Source organism: Ralstonia pickettii, assembly GCF_016466415.2.
In the GTDB taxonomy this organism is placed as follows: Bacteria; Pseudomonadota; Gammaproteobacteria; order Burkholderiales; family Burkholderiaceae; genus Ralstonia; species Ralstonia pickettii.
In genome coordinates this window covers 1135317-1153661 of the sequence record NZ_CP066772.2, presented here as the reverse complement: position 1 = coordinate 1153661, position 18345 = coordinate 1135317, and the positions used below count along the sequence as shown (strand labels likewise).

The following is an 18345-nucleotide window of genomic DNA, read 5'->3' as shown; positions in this document are numbered from 1 at the left end:
GCGTACATGGATAAATCGGCCGCTCTTATTGACGATGAAATTCGGCAACCATCGGCATCGCGCTATGGCAGCTTCGCGGAATGGGTACTTGCTCCAGCAGTTATTGCCGCATTGCTGATTGCCATCATTCGGCTTGAGGCGACGGGGCAGGCGGCTCGCTCACCCTGGAGCATTCTTTTAGCGTCATTCTGCGTGGGGCTACTTGTCGTGGCCTATGCCAACTACACGCGTCAGTGTCGATGTCTTGCGATGTTCGTCCGTAGCAAGAGCCTCTAGAGCCAACGAGGCCAGCGCCGTCTTGAGGCGATTATTCGTGCCTCGATGGAGGCGGTCGTCACAGTTGACGCAGCACAGCGCATCGTTCTCTTCAACCCGATGGCCCAGGTGCTATTCGGATATGCAGCCGATGACCTGGTTGGGCAGCCGGTGGACAGATTGATCCCTTTGCGATTCCGTGCCGCTCACAGAATATGGGTCGAGCAATTCGGCAGGACTCGGTCAAACGAAAGACGAATGGGCAGCCAACGGCAAATATTCGCTTTGCATGCCGATGGCCATGAGTTTCCCATCGAGGCGTCCATTTCGCACTCGGAGGGGGTTGGAACAAAGTGGTACACGATCATGTTGCGTGATGTCAGTGAGCGCGTGAAAGCCAATGAGGCCCAAATGCGCTTACAGGAAGAACTTCACGGCCTTGCAGATTCAACGCTGCTTGCTCGCGAGGAAGATCAGAGAGCGATTGCGGGCGAGCTGCAGCAAGGATTCGGTCCGCGCCTCCGGGCGTTGCACGAGGCGACTGCCGGAATTGCCGAGCAAATGCAGCCTGCTGTTTTGACCGGTTGTTGGCGCCGTCTCGATGCGATTCGGATCAGCCTTGAGGCGACCGACAGATCAATACGTCGCATCTGCTCGGACCTGCGTCCCCAACTGCTTGACGACCTGGGCTTGGTGCCGGCGATCCAGTGGATCGCTACGGATTTCGAGTGGCGGTATCACATAGCAGTCATGGTTAGCGCGGATACTTGCGAGTTGGATGGGCATTCGTCGATTGGCGTGCTTCGTATCGTGCAGGAGGCGCTGACCAATGTGGCGCGCCATGCGCAAGCGCCCCAAGTGCACATGATGTCCACGCGGTGGGCGGCAACTGTGAGGTATCCGTAGCGGACAACGGAATAGGCTACCCGTCGATCCGGGATGCGGCTAAGCAGCAAGGTCTCGGGCTGATAGGTATTCGAGAGCGCGCGTGGTTGTTGGGCGGCGCAGCACACATGGAATCGAAGCCGAGCGGTGGTGTCAGCGTGAAGGTGACCGTTCCGCTGAGTGCACCCACTCGCATATCTCACACAGCCTATGCAACGACATCGATGGATACGTCCTCTGGGTGGTGAGTGAAGTGAGGGGGTCTTGCGTTATTGAGATAGGTCAAGGCGCGCTACGTAGCGTCCAATAGGCTGGCAGCTCAGTTCGCATTGGTTCCGCTTCGCTGTTGAACTTCGGTTTTACATACGTTTAGATCATGGACACTCGACGAGTCGAGATTCAGTTCCGTCACCTGCCCCCCTCAGATGCAATCAAAGAAGCCGTGAGGCGATTTTTCAACAAGCTCAATGGTCTGCCATGCAGCATCGAAAGGTGCAGCGTGAGGCTGGCTTCCGAGAGAGCCGAGCCGCTTTGTGGCGGCCCATATTTCGTTCACGTCGAGGTGGAGATGCAAGGGCAGGAGCTTGCAATAGACCAGGCATCTGATGTGGACGTGTATGTCGCGCTTCTCAATGCCCTTCGAGACATGCATGAGATGGTCAGAGCGGCGGGATTGAAACGCCGATGTGCTGCATGACCATCGGATGTGTAACAGATCCGGTCTATCGATCATGCGAAGCTTCTCGTGCCCTCACGAGATACGTTGGAACTCCTCCGCAAGCTGAGCCCGTCCTCAACCCAGGCGCGCTGGAGCGCCACCTAGAGCAGCTTTCGGATTCCGGCTGCTGCGCTTGCCGGGCATGAACCGCGTGTGGACGGAGTCGGAGAAGGGCGCTAGTCGTGCGACTGAGCGCGCGTGCCACCCGTGCGTAGTCGCGCGAGTCTTGCCTGCAGATCGGTCAATGGCTCCGCGACCACACTGAACTCGCCCGCATAGATGGAACCGTCGTTGCCATCCAAGGTCAAGGAATCGCCCTCCTGCAGGGTGGTTTCGCCCAATGAGATTGCGCGGGCGGACTCGTGCACGCGCAGCGCTTCGCAGCCGATCAGGCACACCTTGCCGAGTTGGCGCGCGACCACCGCCGCGTGGGATGTCCGCGCTCCACGCTGTGTGAGCAGGCCGGAGGCTACCTGTATTGCCGTCAGATCGCTCGTCTGCGCATCGCTGCGCACCAGGATGACGGATGCTCCGGCCGCCTGCCGTGCCCGCGCGGCGGTCTCATCCAGGGCGATTTCGCCGGCTGCGACTCCGCTACATGCGCTCGCGGCATGTGCCAACGGCTCTGGTGAGTTGCCGTCGCCAAAGGCAACGCGGTGACGTACCAGCACGGCCGGATCGATACCCGCCGTGCGTTCCTGGGCGGTTGCCGCCTCGATGATGCCTTCGTCGAGAAGGTCGAGCGCGATGCGTACGGCGGCTTCTGGGGTACGTTTCCCGCTGCGCGTCTGCAACAGATAGAGGCGTGCGTCCTGCACAGTAAATTCAAAATCCTGCATGTCGCCGAAGGCTCGCTCGATGCGTGACCCAAACTCACACAGTGTTTCCCATAGGCGGGGCATGGTCCGCGCCAGTTCTGTGTGCCCTTGCACGCGTCGCCGGCCCGACACGACGTCTTCGCCCTGTGCGTTGAAGAGAAAGTCCACCCAGATGGCCGGTTCGCCGGTGGCAGGGTTGCGCGTGAATCCAACGCCAGCACCAGAGTTCCCACCGCCATTTCCGAACACCATGCCCTGGACGGTGGCGGCAGTACCGATGTTCTCGTCAATCTGATATTGGTGCCGGTAGGCGCGCGCCTTCTGCGTGTCCCAACTGGCCAGTACCGCCTGGATGGCGCCTGCGAGCTGGGCCTCCGGGTCTTGCGGGAACGGTCGGCCGGCGGCCTGTGCATAGGCCCGCAACGAGCGCCGGGTCAGTTCGCGCAATTGTGCGAAGTCGAGCTGTTCGACTTCATCCGCTGCTCCGGCCACCATGCTGTATTCAGCCTCGAAGACTTGCGGTGCGATTCCTTCGACAACTTCGCCATAGCTTGCCACCAGGCGCCGATAGGTGTCCCACACCAGCCGGGGGTTGCCAGTCTGCCGGAGCAGGCCAGACAGCGTGGCATCGCATAGCCCGATATTGAGCAGGGTTTCGAGCATCCCGGGCATGGAAACAGCGGCTCCCGAGCGCACCGCAAGCAACAGCGGAGCACGCGTATCGCCAAAGCGCCTGTCAGAGGCGAGTTCGATTTGCTGCAACCCCGGGGCCCATACCTTGCGTTCGGTTGCAAGCTGCCGCATGGCGTCGCTCCGGCTGTAGCCCGTGCCGAGCACAAACGCGGGTGGAACCGGTAACCCCAACTGCGACATCCCTAACAGGCCGAACGCCTTGCACCCAATGTTCTCCAGCGATGCGTCAGCATGTACGAGCCCAGGCGGCTTGCGGCCGCAGCCGATCAGGTAGACATCAGCGGGCCACTCGGCGTATGTCAGGCTCGAAGGCATATTCATACCTGCTCGGCTTGGCTGAACACAGCGTCACGCAGCATATAGCTGGCGGCAAGCAGCCGGTCGGATGTCAGTTCCAGAGCCTGCGCGAGATCGTTGGCCAACATCAACGAGGCGGCATCCTTCATGCTGGCGAGTATCAAATGCCGGGCCTGTCTCAGAAGCTCATCGCATTGGCGCTCCGCGCGCAGCACATTCCACGTGGCCGCAACAAAGGCATCACTGTCGGACATGTCGCTGCAGCCAGCGAGGTCGCGCGCAATCGCCAGCGCCTTGATGTGCTCCTGCGTGGCGACCTGGACCGTGCGTGCCAGGCGGCAAAGCGTGTCGCGGATGACGTCGTTCCAGCCGATCTGATGGCCGTCGGCAATCAGGCTCATCAGAAAGGCGGCTTCTTCCAGTGCATCGGCAATGTCGTCGGAAGATTCGATCACGCGGGCAAAGCGCCCCCAACGCGGCTGCCGCTGCGCCTTCTCCCGAGCGAGTGTCACGAGCTCGTCGGCTTCCCGCTCCCACGACTTGGCGCGAGCCGCTAGCCTCTGCGTTGCACTGGCACCGGCCCCCGAATTTGGTTGCATGCATGACGTATTCATGACGTCGTGTTCGAGTGCGTCGCTGACGGACTGGGCCAATGCGTGGCAATACGCGGCATGCTCTTCGAGCAGTTCGAATTCGCTGCCGTACAGACGCACGGAACGCATCAGCAACAGGCGTGTCTGGTCTGCCAACTGCGCGACAGGTTGGTCATTAAGCATGGCCTGACTTGCCAGGCGCAACACATCGATCAGGAAACGGCATGCGTCGGCGGCACCAAGCACGGTGTCAAGACGGTCCCCGATGCGGAAGACGCCCGCGCCGACGGCTTGCATGGCGCCGTGGATGAGCGCTTCGCCACCACATTTGAGCCAGGCCATGTGGCCGGCGTCGATACGTGCAGCCTCTTGCAGGATGCCCACGGCGGCGTCCTTTCCGACAAACGACAGCAGGCGCTTGCGCGCGCGGTTCCAGTCGATCAGAAACACGATGCGGGAGCCGATACCTTCCAGCGCGTCGTCGAGCGACGCTTCGTCACCACATTCGAGGCGGGCAGTGCCGAAGATGAAAGGCTGTCCCTCGTTCAGCGCGGGATCGAGTTTCGATTGGAGCCCCTCCCAATGCACGTCCAATGGTTCGAGCATCGATCGAAAGAACTCGAACCGTTGGCGATGCAGGTCTGCGTAGTTCACCGTGATGGTCATTGCTTGCACCTGAACCACCAGCACGTGTACATCGGTCGCGCCAATGTCGTTTTGCAGTAAGAGCTTGTCCCCGTCCCGCGTCACAGCAGTCCCCAGACCTGTATGGTCGAACTTGAGCGGCGCGGTCCGATTCAGCCCGCGCATGAACGCCGCGATGCGGGCGCGATCTTCGGGAAGCACCTGCCATACGTGGGCACCGTCGATCTCCTCGGTTGCGAGGGAGCGCTCTAGTTCTGCCAGCTGCCTGTGCAGATCCATGATCAGCTGGTGCAAGCTGTCTTCGCCGCCGGCAGTCACACCGCTGGTCAACGCGCGTAGTTGTGCGTTGGTCAACTCGCCTGCATCGATCTTGCCCAGCCAGGCAAGCCAGTTCTGCACGCGCTCGCGAAATGCGTTGTCATGTGCTTCCAGCACCGGACGGGCCATCACGCCAAGTTCTTCCGCCGCCCGCTTGGCGAAACGCTGCAGATTTGGCAGGCGTAACGCGCTGTCCACCTGGATTGCTGTTGCGGGCATGTCACGCAGCCAGGCGGCATCGCTCTGGGCCACACCGATCTCTGGTGCCAGATCTAGCATCTGCAGATCGGGGTGCGCTGCGTGTGCAGCAGCGGCTTGCACAACGCTCAGGAAGAGTTTGAGACGATCATTGGCGGCGAGGGCGGCCTTGATCCATGCTGGCAGCAGCAAGCTGCGCTTACCAATTGCAACGACGGCTTCGGCTTTTTGCATCGGTATGCTCAAGCGGCAGACGTGGCCAGCCGGATCGCCGTTCCACGGAATGCTGGGACAAACGTGGAAAGTCTAGGTAGTCGATGGCGTTAGGGGTTGACTCGGATCAAGCCCCCACACAGCACATCTTCGCGGCATAGCGCCACCGGATCACTTTTGGCGGAGGAGGGCTGAGCGTGTACGGCGCTCTGGGTGCCTCATTGCCGTCGCGGCCAGACCTCGCGCGAACATGTGGCAGCAAGCGCGAACCCAACATTTCGGTGTCACCGTACCCGGCCGATATCAACCGGCGACTTGACCGGCATCAAGCTGCGCGCGCCCGGCTGGCGAACAATGATTCTGTCCTTCCGTTGCGGCCACGAACATGAAGCCAGTCTTACGAGACGTCCTGCGCAGGCGCCTGCATCGGCATGAGCGGGGTGGGGATGCAGAACAGGCTGACGGCAGCGACGTCGTGTCTACCCTAGCGGCGACGTTGCCCACGAACCGAGGCGCCATCGAGACCGTGACGATGCCCAGGCAACGGCATCCAGCTCCAATCGGCTTTTATCACCTTGAGCACACGGCGATCAGCGAGTGCGCTTGCGCGGGGTTGGCGTGTTTTGCCGCCCGCGCCGATAGACCGGACCGCTGGCAGACCGCGGCCACGCAGACCCCGGTGCTCTACTGCCTTGGCAAATGCTATGACGCACCCAGTGACGGCGCGCACGATGTTCGACCGCACGTGGGCGAGCATGCGTGCCAAACCGTGTTGTTAGGCAACGTGCTGCGCGGTGGCGTGCGCGATCTGCCGACCTATCGCCGCGGCGGGGCAGCGCTTGAGAAAGCTCGGCAGATGGCGCCACAAGCGTTGCTGAACATGATGGAGGCGTCCCGATTGCGAGGGCGAGGCGGCGCCGCATTCCCCGCAGGCATCAAATGGCAAGCCGTTGCCGGCGCATGCGCCGAAACCAAGTATGTGGTCGTGAATGCCGACGAAGGTGACCCGGGCGCGTTCTCTGACCGGTTCCTGCTGGAGGACGATCCGTTTCGCCTCATTGAGGCCACTGCGATTGCCGCACACGCAGTAGGCGCGCGACGCGGTTACATCTACATCCGCAAGGAGTACCCGGATGCGGTGCGGGTCATGTCGCATGCACTGGAACAGGCGCGTGTGGCTGGCTGGCTCGGGCCGACACTCGAACTCGAGCTGGTGGTGGGGCAGGGCGCCTACATCTGTGGAGAAGAGACGTCCCTGCTGAACGCGCTGGAAGGCCGCCGTCCGGAAGTGCGGCCAAGGCCTCCGCAGATCAGCGAGCGCGGACTGTTTGGCGCCCCCACGCTGGTACACAACGTCGAGACCTTGTGCGCGATCCCCTGGATCGTGACCCATGGCGCCGCTGCGTATGCCGCCCTCGGCTTCTCCAACAGCCGAGGCACCAAGTTGTTGTCTTTGAATTCTCTGTTTTGTCGCCCTGGGCTTTATGAAGTCGAGTTCGGCATCAGTCTGGCGGATGTCGTCGAGCAGCTCGGGCAAGGGTTGCGTCGTGGCAAGCTGAATGGCTTGATGGTCGGTGGCCCGTTGGCCGGCATCGTTCCACCGACATTGCTCGACACCCGGCTCGGCTACGAAGAGATGCAGGCCATCGATTGCGCCGTGGGGCATGGCGGCGTCATCGCGTTTGCCGACGACACGTCCATCCCACGCATCGTTGCCCAGGTCTTGCGTTTCGGCGCTCGCGAGTCCTGCGGCAAGTGCACGCCCTGTCATCTTGGTACGCCCATTCTTGCGGCGATGGCGGATGCGGCGGCCAACCGTCTGCCAGTTGATGCGGACCGTTTTCGCCGGTTGATTGATGCATTGGCGGCGACCAGCCTTTGCGGGCATGGCCGGGGGCTGGCCGAGTTTGTCCAGTCTGTGCGCCGCCACTATCCGTCGGAGCTGCAAGCATGGTGCGACTGACAATCGACGGCAGCCCATTGGAGGTGGCGGAAGGCGCCTTGCTGATCGACGCGCTGTCGGCGGCGGGCAAGGCAGTTCCGCACGTGTGCCACGACAAACGCCTGGTGCCTTCTGGCGCGTGCCGCCTGTGTCTCGTGGAGGTCGAAGGCCAACGGCGGCAGGTTGCGAGTTGCACAGCCGAAGTAGCTGAAGGCATGGTCGTGCAGACGCGCAGCCACGCGCTCGACACACTGTGCCGCACGAATCTGGAGCTCATCGCCGCGCGCTATCCGCGAACGGCGTATGCCGCAGATCCGAAGCACCCGTTCCACCGTCTGCTGGCCGAATACGGTGTGCCGCCCGGGGGCAAGCACGAGGACGGATTTTTTAAAGATGACAGCCATCCCTACCTTGGCGTCGGCATGGAACGCTGTGTCCATTGCGACCGCTGTGTACGCATCTGCGAGGAAGTGCAAGGGCAATTCATCTGGGAGACGATCGGGCGCGACGATACGACGCGCATTGCAATCGGCAAGGGGCCTACGTTGCTCACGGCGGGGTGCGTCAGTTGCGGCGCCTGTGTAGACAGTTGTGCCAGCGGAGCCTTGTTCGACAAACGGTCCGGCGTCAAGCCTACGGCTTGGACCCGTACGACGTGCGCATACTGCGCAGTCGGCTGCCAAATGGAAGTCGGAACGGCCGGTGGCCGCATAGTCCTGGTGCGCCCTGCAGATAGCCCCGTCAATCGCGGGCATCTCTGCCTCAAGGGGCGGTATGCGTTTGAGTACAACCACGCCCCAGACCGTGTCACCCAACCGATGCTGCGGCGTAATGGAAGGTGGCAAGCGGTGGGGTGGAATGAGGCGCTTGGCTTCACGGCGTCACGGCTACAAGACATCATCGCCACAAACGGGGCGGATGCCATTGGCGTACTCGGATCGTCACGGGCGACCAATGAGGAGAATTACCTGGCGCAGAAGTTCGCCCGCGTGGTGCTGTGCACGCACAACGTCGACTGTTGCGCCCGCGTTTGCCATACCCCCAGTGCGAAAGCGCTGAAGACGATGCTTGGCATTGGCGCAGCCACCAACACCTTCGACGATATCGAGCATGCGAGCGCGTTCCTGATCTGCGGCGCGAACCCGACCGAGAATCATCCGGTCGTCGGAGCGCGCATCAAGCAGGCCGTGTTGAGGGGAGCGCAGCTTGTGGTCATCGACCCGCGCCGTACCGAACTGGCGGCGTTGGCCGACGTGCATCTGCCAGTGCGCGCTGGCAGCAACGTGCTGCTGTTCAACGCGTTGGCCGCCGCGATCATCGAGGAAGGGTGGGTTGATCGCACGTTTCTGTCCGAGAGGGTCATCGGCTTCGATACCTTCGCTGCGCATGTCGCGCACTACGCTCCCGAGAGCGTTGCCGAACGATGTGGCGTGTCGGCTCCGGCCATTCGTGCCGCCGCCGGAATCTACGCCAAAGGGCAGCCCGCCATGTGTTTTCATGGCCTGGGCGTAACCGAACACCTGCAAGGCAGCGAAGCGGTGATGGCACTCATCAACCTGGCGCTGCTGACGGGCAATCTCGGTCGGCCGGGCAGCGGCATCAATCCATTGCGTGGGCAGAACAATGTACAGGGCGCAGCACAGATGGGATGCGACCCGGCTACCCTCACCGGCGCCCAATCGATTGGCCAGGCGGGCGCGCGCTTTGAACAGGTGTGGGGTGCCAAACTGCCCGCCACGCGCGGGCTGGATGTCGTAGAAATGATGGATGCAGCCCAGGCGGGTCGGCTCAAAGCGCTGTGGGTGATGGGCTACGACATTTATCTCTCGCTGGCCAATGCATCCGCAACGGCTGCCGCGCTTGGCGCCTTGGATCTGGTGATTGTGCAGGACCTGTTTATCAACCAGACGGCTGCGGCGTTCGGTACGGTGTTTCTGCCCGCGGCATCGGCCTTCGAGAAAGAGGGCACCTTCATGAACTCGGATCGACGCGTACAGCGTGTTCATGCTGTCACGACGGCTCCTGGGCAGGCACGCTCCGACTGGTGGATTATCCAGGCGCTGGCTGCTCGCATGGGCAAGCCGGAGGGCTTCGAGTTTGACGGCCCCGAGCAGATCTGGGACGAAGTGCGCGCGCTCTGGCCAGAGGGCGCCGGCTTGGCGTATTCGCGCCTGGACGGCGAAAACCTGCATTGGCCGTGCCCTGACGAAACGCACACCGGAACACCCGTGCTCCACCGGGAACGTTTTTCCGGCGGCAAGACGGCCGCTCTGATACCGGTCGCCTATGTGCCGACGCCCGAGCGGCCAGACGATGACTATCCCTTTCTTCTGACCACAGGTCGCGTGCTGGAGCACTTCAACGCCGGCACGATGAGCTACCGCACCCCGAACGCAGCGCTACGGCCGTCGGACACGCTGGACATGGCACCAGCGGATGCAGCACGCCACGGCTTTATCGAAGGTGATGTGGTCGAGGTAACAAGCCGGTATGGTTCCGCGATCCTGCCGTTGCATATCAGCCATGCGATGCAGATTGGGCAACTGTTCTGCAGCTTTCACCGCGCCGATCTCCTGGTCAACCGATTGACCTCTCCCGTGCGAGACCGGCTGGTGCATACGCCCGAATATAAGGTGACTGCGGTACGGGTGAAAAAGCGCAGCGACTGATCAGGACCAGTTTGAGTGACGTCCGTATCACGGCGCTTTCGCGGCAGTGCTCTCCGCGGCAGCCACACTGCGTTTGACCGCGATGAAGCTGTCAGGACTCACCGATATGGAATCGATACCGCATTCGACCAGGAAGGCAGCAAACTCAGGGTGGTCGCTCGGCGCCTGACCGCACAGACCGACATGTGCACCCGCCTCGTGAGCACTCGCAATGACACTGCGGATCATCCATTTGACCGCGTCATCCTGTTCGTCGAAAAGCGCTGCGAGATCGGCCGAGTCACGGTCGACGCCCAGCGTCAGTTGCGTCAGATCGTTGCTGCCAATGGAGAAGCCATCGAAACGTTGCGCGAAGGCCTTTGCCAGAATCACGTTCGATGGGATCTCGCACATCACGTAAACCTGGAGACCGGCTTCGCCACGATGGATGCCGTTGTCAGCCATCACCTCAAGCACGCGGTCCGCTTCTTTTGTTGAGCGGCAGAAAGGGATCATCACCACGACGTTCGTGAAGCCCATCTCATTGCGCAGGCGTCGAATGGCGCGGCATTCAAGCGCGAAGCCTTCCCGGTAGCGTGGGGAGTAGTACCGCGATGCGCCACGGAATCCGAGCATGGGATTGTCTTCCTTCGGCTCGAATTCCGCGCCGCCAATCAGATGCGCGTACTCATTGGTCTTGAAGTCGCTCATGCGGACAATGACAGGGTGCGGATACTGGACCGCTGCGATCCGTCCCAATCCACGCGCAAGGCGATCGACGAAATATTCCGTCCTGTCTTCGTAGCCCGTGGTCAACGCCGCAATGGTCTGCTTGGCGTCTTCGTCCTTGAGTGTGTCAAAGCGGGCCAGGGCCATCGGGTGGATCTTGATATGGTTGTTCACGACGAACTCCATTCGCGCGAGCCCGACACCGTCGGCGGGTATCCGCCACCAGCGAAACGCCGCCGCCGGGTTGGCGAGGTTCAGCATGACCTTGGTGCGCGTCGCAGGGATATTGCCAAAGTCGATCTCCTCGACCGCAAAGTCGGCAATGCCTTCGTAGACGAATCCTTCTCGGCCTTCTGCGCATGACACGGTGATCTCCTGCTCATCATGCAGCAGATGCGTCGCGTTACCGGCGCCGACGATGGCAGGAAGCCCCAGCTCTCGGCTGACGATCGCTGCGTGCGATGTGCGTCCCCCCTGGTCGGTGATGATGGCAGCCGCCCGCCGCATGACGGGCACCCAATCTGGATCCGTCGTCTGGGTGACCAGGATGGCGCCGTCGACGAAACGCCCCATGTCGCTGGGGCTTTCGATGATGCAGACTTTGCCGGCGGCGATGGCTTCGCCGATGCTGACACCGGAGAGCATCTTGCGGCCTGCCTTCTTGATATGCCACGTCCTTACCGCACTGGCTTCACGACGTGACTCGACCGTTTCCGGGCGGGCCTGCACGACGAACACCTCGCCCGTGAGCCCGTCCTTTGCCCATTCAATGTCCATCGGTTGGCCATAGTGCTGTTCGATCACGCAGGCCCAGCGAGACAAAGCCAGGATATCGTGGTCGCTCAGGACGAAAGCCGCACGCTCGGCTTTCGAGGTGGGGACGTTCTTCGTCGGCTGCTCGTTGTCGGTTGTGCAGATCATTTTGAGGCTTTTTCCGCCAAGCTTTTTCCCGACAATGGGCGATAGCGACGGTTCCGACAACAGCGGCTTGAAGACCTCATATTCATCGGGATCGACTTCTCCCTGAACCACGTTTTCGCCTAGACCCCAGGCCGCATTGATCAGGACCGATTTGTCAAAGCCCGTCTCGGTATCGATGGAAAACATGACGCCGGCGCCCCCAAGGTCCGATCGCACCATGCGCTGGACACCGACCGACAGCGCGACCTTCAGATGGTCGATTCCCTTCGCTTGGCGGTAGCTGATCGCCCGGTCGGTGAAAAGCGATGCGTAGCAGCGCCGGCAGGCGTCAAGCAGGGCGCGCTCGCCCTTGATGTTGAGATAGGTCTCTTGCTGCCCAGCGAAGCTTGCTTCTGGCAGATCCTCGGCCGTTGCGCTGGATCGCACGGCAACGTCCAAGTCGGATTGCCCTGTTCGGCGGTTCAGTTCATCGTAAGCAAGACGGATTGCCCGCGCCGTCTCTTTTGGCCATTCACCGTGAAGCATGGCGCGTCGGATGGCAAGTCCCGCTTCGGCCAGGGAAAGTTTGCTGTCATCGAGGTCGGTGAGCGCCGAGAAGATGACCGGCTGCAAATCATTTGCCTCTATGAATTGCCTGAAAGCATCGGCTGTCAGTGCAAAGCCCGGCGGAACGTTGACGCCCCGTCCCGCCAGGTTGGCCAGCATCTCGCCGAGCGACGCATTCTTGCCGCCGACCCGTGGAACATCGGTCCGCCGGAGATTTTCGAGCCAGACAACGTGCGCGGTGTCGTTGACCATGACGGCCTCCCTTTCGGTGCGGGTTCGACGGATTGTTGCAAGAGGAACCTAGGCGCCACGCCCGAATGCGTCGAAGTCCGGAAACTCGGCGTCAAGAAGCTCATAGATCGTCCTGGCCTTACCGGTGAGTTCGATATCCATGCCGCGGACGAGGTGCTCGTCTGAGCGAAGCCACTTGTAGGCGATCTGCACATCCTCGATGGTCGGATCAATCGCAAGAATACGAGTCAACACCTCCATCTCGAACGGGCCGATGATCTCTCTGATCTCTTTCGCGGTGAGGTGCCCGTGGTTTTGTGATGCGGTCTTCATGGCGATTGCGTCTCCTATATTTTCAAGCCGATCCCTAACCTGAGACGAGAAGCAGCAAGGGTGACTCGGCCAGTCGAATCAATACTGGCATGATGGATGGCGCTGGTTTTGTGCCGTATCAAACGAGGGCCGATTACCCCGCGCCCAGAAAAATCGCCTGGACACGTTGGCACTGTCATGCTGCCAGTCGTGCCCCCTGGAGGTGTGCAATGCCGGAAATCGTCACGCTCACGGTCAATCCCGCAATCGATATCGCCACGTCGGTGGAGCGCTTGACGGATACGCACAAGATGCGCTGCGCACCGGTGCGCTGTGACCCTGGAGGGGGCGGAATCAACGTCGCCCGCGTTGTCCATCGCCTGGGCGGGGATTGCCTCGCCATCTACCTTGCCGGCGGTCCGGTGGCCGAGCGATTGGCGCGTCTCCTGTCGGCAGAGGGCTTATCGTTCGCCGCCCTCGGGATCGAAGGGGAGACGCGAGAGAATTTTTCCGTGACGGAACTGTGCAGCCACCGGGAGTTCCGGTTCGTCATGCCGGGGCCGGTCGTCTTGGAGGCGGAATGGCAGCGCTGCCTGGACCACCTCGATGCGCTGCAACCACCGCCGCGCTACCTGGTGCTGAGCGGAAGCCTGCCACTTGGGGTTGCCGACGATTTCTATGCATGGGTCATTGACAGGGCCAAGGCACGCGGCAGCCGCGTCGTACTGGACACCGCCGGTCCGGCATTGCGTGCTGCGTTGCCGCATACGCCATACCTGATCAAGCCGAGCCTGAACGAGCTTCGGCAACTGACGGGGCACGCGCTGGAGACGGAAGCGGATTGCATGCAGACTGCGCGGGAGATTGTCCGCAAGGGGCACGCGCAGGTGGTGGCGCTCACCCTGGGTGCGGGCGGCGCCATGCTCGTCACGCAGGAAGAGGTTGTCCGCTCGGGTGCTGTCGGAACGTCAATCCTCAGCACGATTGGGGCAGGTGACAGCTTCGTGGGCGGAATGGTGTGGGCGCTAAACCGCGATGCAGGCATGCGAGAGGCATTTCGGTACGGCATGGCCGCCGCCGCAGCCGCGTTGAGCCATGCCGGTACCGAACTTGGCAGCGCCGCCGAAATCGAGCAGCGCTTCGCGGAGATCTCATTGTCTTGAGTTGCACCTGCCTCGGCCTGATTGACCGCTATTGAAGCGCCGCTTGGCTCACAAGGCCGGCGATGATCCGTTGTATGGGTGATCGGTCTGTCGGCTAGGCGATTGGGGGCGCTACGGAACTCCCCCTCGGCGCTACCGGCTCCATTTCACGTGCAGTTCGGTCTCTGCGTTGCCATAGTCAAATGTCAGGTGCCCGTGGAATGCATGGTGGATTGCGTGGCCGATGTCGCGCGCCAGATGAAACCCGGTCGTCAGGATGTCAGTGCCGCTGCTCGTGGATTCGACGGCCATGATGCGCTCCATCGGATGATCTGCCCGCAGATCTGCCTCGCGGTGGCGTGCGAGTGTCAGGATCTCCTCCCGATGGGCCGCCTCAAAGTCCCCCGAGAGGTGGATTCTGGCCGCAGGCATCTGGTCGGCGGCACGCTGGCATGCAGAGCAGATCAATGAAGTGGCCCCGGGCGGTGGACTGCGCCATAACCAGCGGCCCTTGAGGTAGACAGCACCGCAGACTGGGCAGCAGCTTGCCGCCGGTGCCTTGTCGGGTTGCCGATACCGGTTGTGGATCGGCTCGACGGCAAATGGGCTCCAGCGTGCCGGCCGCACTCGTTCGGATTGAGAGCGTTGTTTCATGTTGACTCCTATGAGGGCGAGTTCCTCCGGCCTGCTGCAGACCAGAATCTGCAACGCAGTCGCGGTGGACAACTCTCAGAGTACGTCCCGCAGCGCGGCGCACTTTGGGCTGAATCAACTCTGCGTGCAGCAGCGCTCATCGGGCCAGACTCGAGTCGAGCTGCACCGCAATGCCGAGCGGCCTGTCGCTTGAGATAGCGCAATCAATGTGCATCAGCGCTGCCTAGACTGCAGATACTGCCGCTGCATCCGTGGAGTCCGTCGCCCATGTCTGCCCCTCTCACGCCTTTCCTTGGTGTCCGCGAAGCGGCCAGCCGCCTCACCGGAAGCGCTGTCGACTACGACCCCCTGCTGGAGATGGCAAAGGGAAAGCGCTACGTTCTTCTTGGCGAGGCTACGCACGGAACACGCGAGTTCTATCAGACACGCGCAGACATCACACGGCAGTTGATTGTGCAAGGCGGCTTTGACGCTGTCGCCATCGAGGGCGATTGGCCGGATGTGTGGCGCATCAACCGCTATGTCCAGGGCGAGGGCGCGGACACCGCTACCGAGGCGCTAGGCGATTTCCAGCGTTTTCCGGAGTGGATGTGGCGCAACCCGGAGATGCTCGACTTCATCACCTGGCTGCATGAGCACAATACGGCCCTTGCTGCCTCAGAACGTGTGGGCGTCTATGGGTTGGATCTGTACAGCCTGTACCGGTCTGCCGAGGCCGTCATCGAATACCTGCAGAAGACCGACCCCGAGCAGGCAGCGGTGGCGCGCATGCACTACGCGGCACTGGACCATGTGCGGGAACCCATGACGTACGGCTACGAAGCCGCCGCCGGTTTGAGGCTGCCAGCGCAACGCGAGGTGGTCGAGCAACTGCGTCGGCTTCGGGCAAGCGAGGCCAGGCTGATCGAGCAGGACGGGATCGCTGCCATCGACTCGCATTTCTTTGCCGAGCAGAACGCCATCGTCGTCGTCAACGCAGAAGCGTACTACCGCGAATCATTCGGGCACCGCGTCAATACGTGGAATCTGCGCGATGCGCACATGGCACAAACGCTGTTGGGTTTGGCTGCATACCGGCAGCGCCGAGGCGGCGACGGACGGGTCGTCGTGTGGGCGCACAACTCGCATGTGGGCGATGCGCGGGCAACGGAGTCCGCCAGCCGGCATGAGTGGAACCTTGGACAGCTCGTGCGTGAGCGGGTGGGCGGTGCCGCATTGCTTGTCGGCTTTACCACCTATACGGGCCATGTATGCGCCGCATCCGAGTGGGGCGGCGAGGCCGAGCGGAAATGGGTGCGCCCGGCGCGGCCGGACAGTTGGGAACATGTGTTCCATAGCACCGGGCTGGATCGCTTCCTCCTGCCGCTTGGCGATACGGCGGCAGATGTGTTCCACGAGCCGCTGCTGGAACGGGCAATCGGTGTGCTGTACCTGCCGAAAACCGAGTACGCCTCGCACTACTTCGATGCCGCCATCGGTGCCCAGTTTGACGCGCTGATCCATCTGGACGAAACCTCCGCCATCGAGCCATTGACCACGGCGCTGTTACCGTGAATGCGGCTGTTGCGCGGGCACCAGCGCTGGAACGCCGACGGGGGAGCCCGCTTCTGCCTTCGGGGGCGGCATTGGGGTCACGTTGCCAGCCAGAATCATGTCCAGGTCGTGGCGGTCAACCACCTCCTTGTCCAGCAACATATGCGACAAAGCGTCCAGTTTGGCGCGCTGGCCTTCCAGCGTTGCGGTCACGCGTGCGCTGGCATCGGACAACACCTTGCGCACTTCCGCATCGATCAACTGGGCTGTGTCTTCGCTATATTCCTTGCGCTCGCGCTGCATCAAGCCTGTGCCGGCGAGTAGCGGGTTGGGCGTCTGCTCATAAGTCGCCAGTCCGAGCTGTTCGCTCATGCCGAACTGGGTAATCATCTGGCGGGCCATGTCAGTGGCGCGTTGCAAGTCGTTCTGCGCACCGGTCGATACATCGTGGTACACGATCTGCTCGGCAACGTAGCCGCCCAGCAGCACATCGAGCCGGTCCAGCAATTCGCTGTGCTTGAGGAGGTAGCGGTCCTCCGTAGGCGTCTGCTGCGTGTAGCCCAGGGCGGCGATGCCTCTTGGGATGATGGAAACCTTCGAAACGCGATCGGCCAGGGGGCGGTGCTCGGCCACGATGGCATGGCCGGCTTCGTGGTACGCAATGGTCTCCTTTTCCGTGGCGTTCATCACGCGGTTCTTCTTCTCCAGGCCGCCAACGATGCGGTCAAGCGCCTGGTCAAAGTCGGTGGTCTCGACGGCGGATTTACCTTCGCGCGCCGCAAGAAGCGCCGCCTCGTTGACGAGGTTGGCCAGGTCGGCGCCGGCAAAGCCCGGTGTTCGGGCGGCAATCTTGCCCAGGTCGACATCGGCCCCCAGCGTGACGTTTTTGGCGTGGACCTTGAGGATCTGCTCCCGCCCCTTGAGGTCCGGACGGTCCAGGGCGACATGACGGTCAAACCGCCCAGGACGAAGCAGCGCAGGGTCAAGTATTTCGGGCCGGTTCGTTGCGGCCATGATGATGACGCCCTTGTTGCTGTCAAAGCCGTCCATTTCGACCAGAAGCTGGTTCAGCGTCTGCTCGCGCTCTTCATTGCCACCAACCAGGTTGAACGCACGCGTCTTGCCCAGGGCATCGAGTTCATCGATAAAGATGATGCATGGCGCCATGGATTCGGCCTGGCTGAACAGATCCCGCACGCGTGCGGCACCTACACCAACGAACATCTCGACAAACTCCGACCCGCTCATGCTGAAAAAAGGCACGCCGGCTTCACCGGCAACTGCCTTGGCAAGCAGCGTCTTGCCTGTGCCGGGAGCCCCCACAAGCAACACGCCCTTGGGAATCCTGCCGCCCAGGAGCTGATACCGCAGTGGCTCTTTCAGGAAGCTCACGATTTCCGACAGCTCGTCCTTGGCTTCATCGATGCCGGCAACGTCGGCGAAGGTCACGCCGGTTTCCTTTTGCATGTAGACCTTTGCCTTGCTCTTGCCGATTTCCATCAGCCCACCGGCGGCGGCCCCGCCCATGCGCCGGATCAGGAAGTTCCAAACCGCGAAGAACAGGAGCGCAGGCACCACCCACGACAAGAGGGTGCTCAACCATTTGTTGTCCGGCCGACCGACAAAGCGCACCTTTGCCGCCTCCAGCTCCTGAACAAGAGCGGGGTCATTCACGCGAAGGGTCTGGAAAGGATGGTCGCCCTTGCCCGTGCGGTGGATGGCATCGACCTGCTGCTGCGTCAGCAACGCCTCGACGCCTTCCGTGGAGAACGTGCCGGTGATGTCCTGGTCACCAATGGCGACGTCCTTGATCTTGCCCGCATGTAGTAGGGCCTTGAAGTCGCTGTAGGGGAGTGTGTCGACCTGCTCGGACATGAACAGCGTCTGGAACGCCAGCATGGTCAACGCGACGATGACGGCGTACCAGAGCGAGAACCTTTGCTGCCGTGGCTGCATACTCTCTTTCACGTGTTCACCTTCGCATGGTCGTGCGTCAACCGGCATCCGGATCGAAACTTGATGTTCGTGCTTGAGCCGGAATGACGGTTGATGCG

Annotated in this window: 13 protein-coding genes and 1 pseudogene; 8 read left to right on the top strand and 6 right to left on the bottom strand. The window is 61.9% G+C overall.

The features are described from left to right. Window positions 1–6: 6 nt before the first annotated feature. The 4 genes and pseudogenes from RP6297_RS21430 (at window position 7) to RP6297_RS22845 (ending at window position 1837) form a co-directional block, all read left to right on the top strand. Window positions 7–276, top strand: a complete 270-nt coding sequence (locus RP6297_RS21430; protein ID WP_125472839.1) for a hypothetical protein — start codon at window positions 7–9, stop codon at window positions 274–276. A gap of 24 nt (window positions 277–300) precedes the next feature. Continuing rightward, window positions 301–1161: pseudogene (locus tag RP6297_RS21425) on the top strand (PAS domain S-box protein); the annotation flags it as partial. Beyond that, the gene (locus RP6297_RS22850; RefSeq protein WP_353734615.1) at window positions 1134–1388 is read left to right on the top strand and encodes an ATP-binding protein; all 255 of its coding nucleotides are present in this window, start codon (window positions 1134–1136) and stop codon (window positions 1386–1388) included. The pseudogene RP6297_RS21425 and the gene RP6297_RS22850, both read left to right, overlap by 28 nt. Window positions 1389–1516: 128 nt before the next feature. After that, on the top strand, window positions 1517–1837 hold the full coding sequence (locus RP6297_RS22845) for an HPF/RaiA family ribosome-associated protein (protein ID WP_009277622.1): 321 nt from the start codon (window positions 1517–1519) through the stop codon (window positions 1835–1837). A gap of 197 nt (window positions 1838–2034) precedes the next feature. Here the strand turns inward: RP6297_RS22845 and RP6297_RS21415 are convergent, their stop codons facing one another. Both RP6297_RS21415 and RP6297_RS21410 read right to left on the bottom strand, forming a co-directional pair. Next, window positions 2035–3690, bottom strand: a complete 1656-nt coding sequence (locus RP6297_RS21415) for a PEP/pyruvate-binding domain-containing protein (RefSeq protein ID WP_009241748.1) — start codon at window positions 3688–3690, stop codon at window positions 2035–2037. After that, a complete protein-coding gene (locus RP6297_RS21410) occupies window positions 3687–5654 on the bottom strand; it encodes a phosphate transport regulator (protein ID WP_009241747.1) in 1968 nt (655 codons plus the stop codon). Before RP6297_RS21410 ends, RP6297_RS21415 begins: the two co-directional genes overlap by 4 nt. A gap of 364 nt (window positions 5655–6018) precedes the next feature. On the opposite strand from RP6297_RS21410, the gene RP6297_RS21405 reads away from it, so the two are divergent. Both RP6297_RS21405 and fdhF read left to right on the top strand, forming a co-directional pair. Continuing rightward, window positions 6019–7596 carry an NADH-ubiquinone oxidoreductase-F iron-sulfur binding region domain-containing protein gene (locus tag RP6297_RS21405; RefSeq protein ID WP_009241746.1) on the top strand — a complete coding sequence of 526 codons (1578 nt, stop codon included), beginning with the start codon at window positions 6019–6021 and terminating at the stop codon, window positions 7594–7596. Window positions 7597–7634: 38 nt separating this feature from the next. Then, complete coding sequence (gene fdhF / locus RP6297_RS21400) at window positions 7635–10244, top strand: formate dehydrogenase subunit alpha (protein ID WP_223293293.1); 2610 nt, start codon at window positions 7635–7637, stop codon at window positions 10242–10244. A 27-nt stretch (window positions 10245–10271) separates the two neighbouring features. On the opposite strand, the gene ppsA is transcribed toward fdhF, so the two are convergent. Together ppsA and RP6297_RS21390 are read right to left on the bottom strand one after the other, a co-directional pair. Next, the gene (gene ppsA, locus RP6297_RS21395) at window positions 10272–12671 is read right to left on the bottom strand and encodes a phosphoenolpyruvate synthase (protein WP_009241744.1); all 2400 of its coding nucleotides are present in this window, start codon (window positions 12669–12671) and stop codon (window positions 10272–10274) included. 48 nt (window positions 12672–12719) lie between these two features. Further along, complete coding sequence (locus RP6297_RS21390) at window positions 12720–12983, bottom strand: hypothetical protein (protein WP_009241743.1); 264 nt, start codon at window positions 12981–12983, stop codon at window positions 12720–12722. Window positions 12984–13192: 209 nt separating this feature from the next. On the opposite strand from RP6297_RS21390, the gene RP6297_RS21385 reads away from it, so the two are divergent. Continuing rightward, on the top strand, window positions 13193–14125 hold the full coding sequence (locus RP6297_RS21385) for a 1-phosphofructokinase family hexose kinase (protein WP_009241742.1): 933 nt from the start codon (window positions 13193–13195) through the stop codon (window positions 14123–14125). A gap of 132 nt (window positions 14126–14257) precedes the next feature. On the opposite strand, the gene RP6297_RS21380 is transcribed toward RP6297_RS21385, so the two are convergent. After that, window positions 14258–14758, bottom strand: coding sequence for a BCAM0308 family protein (locus RP6297_RS21380; protein ID WP_009241741.1), 501 nt, complete (start codon window positions 14756–14758; stop codon window positions 14258–14260). A 267-nt stretch (window positions 14759–15025) separates the two neighbouring features. On the opposite strand from RP6297_RS21380, the gene RP6297_RS21375 reads away from it, so the two are divergent. Beyond that, complete coding sequence (locus RP6297_RS21375; protein WP_009241740.1) at window positions 15026–16312, top strand: erythromycin esterase family protein; 1287 nt, start codon at window positions 15026–15028, stop codon at window positions 16310–16312. Here RP6297_RS21375 and ftsH read toward each other — a convergent pair. Further along, window positions 16304–18247: an ATP-dependent zinc metalloprotease FtsH gene (gene ftsH / locus RP6297_RS21370; protein WP_009241739.1), complete on the bottom strand. Its 1944-nt coding sequence runs from the start codon at window positions 18245–18247 to the stop codon at window positions 16304–16306. The two genes, RP6297_RS21375 and ftsH, sit on opposite strands and share 9 nt — an antisense overlap. Window positions 18248–18345 lie beyond the last annotated feature (98 nt).

What these genes read in the sequence shown, in the direction of transcription:
- RP6297_RS21430 (WP_125472839.1), top strand. Translation starts at nt 7, where the DNA reads ATGGATAAATCGGCCGCTCTTATTGACGATGAAATTCGGCAACCATCG.
- RP6297_RS22845 (WP_009277622.1), top strand. Translation starts at nt 1,517, where the DNA reads ATGGACACTCGACGAGTCGAGATTCAGTTCCGTCACCTGCCCCCCTCA.
- RP6297_RS21415 (WP_009241748.1), bottom strand. Translation starts at nt 3,690, where the DNA reads ATGAATATGCCTTCGAGCCTGACATACGCCGAGTGGCCCGCTGATGTC.
- RP6297_RS21410 (WP_009241747.1), bottom strand. Translation starts at nt 5,654, where the DNA reads ATGCAAAAAGCCGAAGCCGTCGTTGCAATTGGTAAGCGCAGCTTGCTG.
- RP6297_RS21405 (WP_009241746.1), top strand. Translation starts at nt 6,019, where the DNA reads ATGAAGCCAGTCTTACGAGACGTCCTGCGCAGGCGCCTGCATCGGCAT.
- ppsA (WP_009241744.1), bottom strand. Translation starts at nt 12,671, where the DNA reads ATGGTCAACGACACCGCGCACGTTGTCTGGCTCGAAAATCTCCGGCGG.
- RP6297_RS21390 (WP_009241743.1), bottom strand. Translation starts at nt 12,983, where the DNA reads ATGAAGACCGCATCACAAAACCACGGGCACCTCACCGCGAAAGAGATC.
- RP6297_RS21385 (WP_009241742.1), top strand. Translation starts at nt 13,193, where the DNA reads ATGCCGGAAATCGTCACGCTCACGGTCAATCCCGCAATCGATATCGCC.
- RP6297_RS21380 (WP_009241741.1), bottom strand. Translation starts at nt 14,758, where the DNA reads ATGAAACAACGCTCTCAATCCGAACGAGTGCGGCCGGCACGCTGGAGC.
- RP6297_RS21375 (WP_009241740.1), top strand. Translation starts at nt 15,026, where the DNA reads ATGTCTGCCCCTCTCACGCCTTTCCTTGGTGTCCGCGAAGCGGCCAGC.
- ftsH (WP_009241739.1), bottom strand. Translation starts at nt 18,247, where the DNA reads ATGCAGCCACGGCAGCAAAGGTTCTCGCTCTGGTACGCCGTCATCGTC.